General features: G+C 73.6%; 4 protein-coding genes. All 4 read left to right on the top strand.

Annotated features, from left to right (window positions below; translation table 11 throughout):
• A partial coding sequence (locus AB0M20_RS30580; protein WP_364303790.1) for a M20/M25/M40 family metallo-hydrolase occupies positions 1–214 on the top strand: 214 nt, incomplete at its 5' end.
• On the top strand, positions 211–1,488 hold the full coding sequence (locus AB0M20_RS30575) for a formimidoylglutamate deiminase (protein WP_364303789.1): 1,278 nt from the start codon (positions 211–213) through the stop codon (positions 1,486–1,488). The genes AB0M20_RS30580 and AB0M20_RS30575, both read left to right, overlap by 4 nt.
• Positions 1,485–2,612: an imidazolonepropionase gene (hutI, locus tag AB0M20_RS30570; RefSeq protein ID WP_364303788.1), complete on the top strand. Its 1,128-nt coding sequence runs from the start codon at positions 1,485–1,487 to the stop codon at positions 2,610–2,612. The genes AB0M20_RS30575 and hutI overlap by 4 nt, the downstream gene beginning before the upstream one ends.
• On the top strand, positions 2,609–4,045 hold a 1,437-nt coding region (gene hutH / locus AB0M20_RS30565), incomplete at its 3' end, for a histidine ammonia-lyase (RefSeq protein WP_364303787.1). The genes hutI and hutH, both read left to right, overlap by 4 nt.

Raw genomic sequence — 4,045 nt, 5'->3', positions numbered from 1 at the left:
GGCCGAGCGGCTGTCCCGGCTGCTGGGCGACGCGCCGATCCTGCCGACCGGCGCCGGCCACGACGCCGGGGTGCTCTCGGCCCACGTCCCGGCCGCGATGCTCTTCGTCCGCAACCCGACGGGCGTGTCGCACTCCCCCGCCGAGCACGCCTCCGACGACGACTGCGAGGCCGGCGTCGAGGCTCTGGCCGCGGTGCTCGGGGAGCTGACATGACGGTGTACGCGGCGGACCACGCCTTCGTCGACGGCAAGGTCGAGCCGGACGTCCTGATCACCGTCGAGGACGGCCGCATCCGGGAGGTCGCGACTCGGGGAGCCGTCAGCGGCGCCACCCGACTGCGCGGGCTCGTGCTGCCGGGCTTCGCCAACGCTCACTCGCACGCCTTTCACCGCGCGCTGCGGGGCCGCACCCACGTCGGGCGCGGCAGCTTCTGGACGTGGCGCGACCTCATGTACCGGGTGGCGGCCGGCCTGAACCCGGACCGGTACTACCGGTTGGCCAGGGCCGTCTACGGCGAGATGGTGCTGGCCGGGATCACCGCAGTCGGCGAGTTCCACTACCTGCACCATAGCCCGGACGGCACACCCTACGACGACCCGAACGCGATGGGCCACGCGCTGATCGCCGCCGCCCGCGACGCCGGCATCCGGATCACCCTGCTCGACACGCTCTACCTCACGTCCCGGGTGGACGGACGCCCGGTCGAGGGCGTGCAGAGGCGGTTCAGCGACGGGTCCGTCGACGCCTGGACGAACCGGGTGGGCGCCCTGCAACCCAGCGGCCACGCCCGGATCGGCGCGGCGGCGCACTCGGTGCGCGCGGTCCCCGCCGTGGATCTGGCGCTGATCACCGGGCGGCCGCTGCACATCCACCTCTCCGAGCAGCCCGCCGAGAACGAGCAGTGCCAGGCGGTGCACGGGTGCACACCCACGGAGCTGTTGCGCCGCACCGGGATCCTCGGCCCGGGCACCACCGTCGTGCACGCCACGCACCTCACCGACGACGACGTCAAGGCCATCGGCGGCAGCGGCACCGGCGCCTGCTTCTGCCCCACCACCGAGCGGGACCTGGCCGACGGGATCGGCCCGGCCCGGGTGCTCGCCGACGCGGGCAGCCCGCTGTCCCTGGGCAGCGACAGCCACGCGGTGATCGACCACTTCGCCGAGGCGCAGGGCCTGGAGATGAACGAGCGGCTCGGGTCGCAGCGGCGCGGCGCCTTCACGGCGGCGGAGCTGATCGCGGTGGCCGCGAACCACTCATCGATCGGCTGGGACGACGCGGGAGCGATCCGCGCCGGGTGCCGCGCCGATCTCGTGGCGGTGTCGCTGGACGGCGTGCGTACCGCCGGGGTCGATCCGCAGCAGGCGGTCTTCGCCGCCACCGCGGCCGACGTCACGGACGTGATCGTGGACGGGCGGCCGGTGGTGACCGGCGGCGCGCACAACGCCTTCGACGTGGCGGCGGCGCTGACGGAGGCGCTGTCATGAGCCTGCTCATCGACCGGATCGGCGAGCTGGTCACCAACGACGGGCCGGCGCGGACAAGGGCCGCGCTCGTCGTCGAGGACGGACGGGTCGCGTGGGTCGGCTCGCAGGGAGAGGCGCCGGCCGCCGACGAGCGGCTCGATGCGGACGGCAAGGCGGTCGTACCGGGCTTCGTGGACAGCCACGCGCACCTCGTCTTCGCCGGGGACCGCGCGGCCGAGTTCGCGGCGCGGATGGGCGGCCGCCCGTACACCGGTGGGGGCATCATGACGACGGTCACCGCGACCAGAGCGGCCGGCGACGATGTGTTGCGCAGCAACACGAGACGGCTCGTCGGCGAGGCGCGGCGGCAGGGCACGACCACCATCGAGATCAAGAGTGGGTACGGCCTCACCACCGAGGACGAGGCCCGGAGCCTGCGCATCGCCCGCGAGTTCAGCGACGAGACCACCTTCCTCGGCGCGCACGTGAACCCCGGCGGCGACGACTACGTCGGCCTGGTCACCGGTCCGATGCTGGACGCGGCCCTGCCCTACGCCAAGTGGATCGACGTCTTCTGTGACCGCGGCGCCTTCACCGGCGAGCAGGCACGCACGATCCTCGCCGCCGGTGTCGCGAAAGGTCTCCGGCCGCGCATCCACGCCAACCAGCTGGCGCCGGGCCCGGGCGTGCAGATCGCCGTCGAGCTGAAGGCCGCCAGTGCCGACCACTGCACCCACCTGTCGAATGAGGACGTGGACGCCCTGGCAAGCAGCGAAACCGTGGCGACGCTGCTGCCCGGCGCCGAGTTCTCCACCCGCTCGCCCTTCCCCGACGCCCGCCGGCTCCTGGACGCCGGCGTGACCGTGGCGCTGGCGACCGACTGCAACCCCGGCTCGTCCTACACCTCGTCGATGCCGTTCTGCATCGCCCTGGCCGTGCGCGAGATGGGCTTGACGCCGGCCGAGGCGCTGTGGGCCGCGACCGCGGGAGGGGCGGCAGCGCTGCGCCGCGGCGACATCGGCCACCTGCGGGTCGGCGACCGGGCGGACCTGCTCGTTCTCGACGCCCCCTCACACCTGCACCTGGCTTACCGGCCCGGTGTTCCGCTCGTCGAACACGTCCTGCAGCACGGAGTGAAGCAATGACTGTCCTCATCCGGCCCTCCGGGGTCACCAGTGCCGACGTGGTCGCGGTGGCGCGCCACGACGCGAAGGTCGAGATCACCGGCGAGACCATCGAGGTGATGGCCCGGAGCCGGTCCATCGTGGACGGGATCGAGGCGTCGGGCCGGCCCGTCTACGGGGTTTCGACGGGGTTCGGCGCGCTGGCGAACACGCGGATCAGGCCCGAGCGGCGGGCCGAGCTGCAGCATGCTCTGATCCGGTCCCACGCCGCCGGGGTGGGCGCGCCGATGCCGCGGGAGACCGTCCGGGCGATGATGCTGTTGCGGGTCCGCTCGCTCGCCCTCGGCCTGTCCGGGGTGCGGCCGGTGCTGGCGGAGCGCATGGTCGATCTGCTGAACGCCGGCATCACACCGTGGGTGCCGGAGCACGGCTCGCTGGGCGCGTCGGGTGACCTGGCGCCGCTGGCCCATTGCGCGCTGACGCTGCTGGGCGAGGGCTGGGTCGTCGGCAAGGACGGCGCGCGGGCGTCGGCCGCCGAGGCGCTGCACTCGGCCGGGCTCGAGCCGCTGGGGCTCGCCGCCAAGGAGGGTCTGGCGCTGATCAACGGCACCGACGGGATGCTCGGCATGCTGCTGCTCGCGATCGAGGACGCGGAACACCTGCTGGCCATGGCGGACGTCACCGCGGCGCTCTCCATCGAGGCGATGCTCGGCTCGGAGCGGCCGTTCCTGCCCGAGCTGCACGCGATCCGGCCGCACCCCGGCCAGGCCGCGTCGGCCGCGAACATCCATCGGCTGCTGCAGAACTCGGCCATCATGGACTCGCACCGCGACGACCTCGCGCACGCTGTGCAGGACGCGTACTCGATGCGCTGCGCCCCGCAGGTGGCCGGCGCCGCCCGCGACACGCTCGCCTTCATCCGCGAGACCGCCGAGCGGGAGCTTCGCTCGGTGGTGGACAACCCGGTGGTGCTGACCGACGGCCGGGTCGAGTCGACCGGCAACTTCCACGGCGCGCCGCTCGGGTTCGCCGCCGACTTCCTGGCCATCGCGGCCGCCGAGGTGGGCGCGATCGCCGAACGCCGGGTGGACCGGCTGCTCGACGTGACCCGCAACCGCGACCTGCCACCGTTCCTCTCACCGGACGCCGGGGTGAACTCGGGCCTGATGATCGCGCAGTACACGGCGGCCGGCATCGTCGCGGAGAACCGCCGGCTGGCCGCGCCCGCGTCGGTCGACTCGCTGCCGACCAGCGGCATGCAGGAGGACCACGTCTCGATGGGCTGGGCAGCGACCAAGAAGCTGCGGACCGTGCTCGACAACCTGACCACCTTGCTCGCCGTTGAGTTGCTCTCCGGAGTGCGCGGCCTGCAGCTGCGGGCACCGCTGACGCCGTCGCCGGCCGGGCGTGCCGCGCTCGCGGCGGTCGGCGGGCAGCCGGGGCCCGACGACATC

Origin of the sequence: Actinoplanes sp. NPDC051633, assembly GCF_040681735.1 — a bacterium.
Taxonomy (GTDB): domain Bacteria; phylum Actinomycetota; class Actinomycetes; order Mycobacteriales; family Micromonosporaceae; genus Actinoplanes.
The sequence above is the reverse complement of the archived record's forward strand: the minus strand, read 5'-3'. Positions and strand labels throughout refer to the sequence as shown.

Excerpts from the sequence above, each read along its gene's own strand:
- hutI (WP_364303788.1), top strand. The coding sequence starts at position 1,485 with ATGAGCCTGCTCATCGACCGGATCGGCGAGCTGGTCACCAACGACGGG.
- AB0M20_RS30575 (WP_364303789.1), top strand. The coding sequence starts at position 211 with ATGACGGTGTACGCGGCGGACCACGCCTTCGTCGACGGCAAGGTCGAG.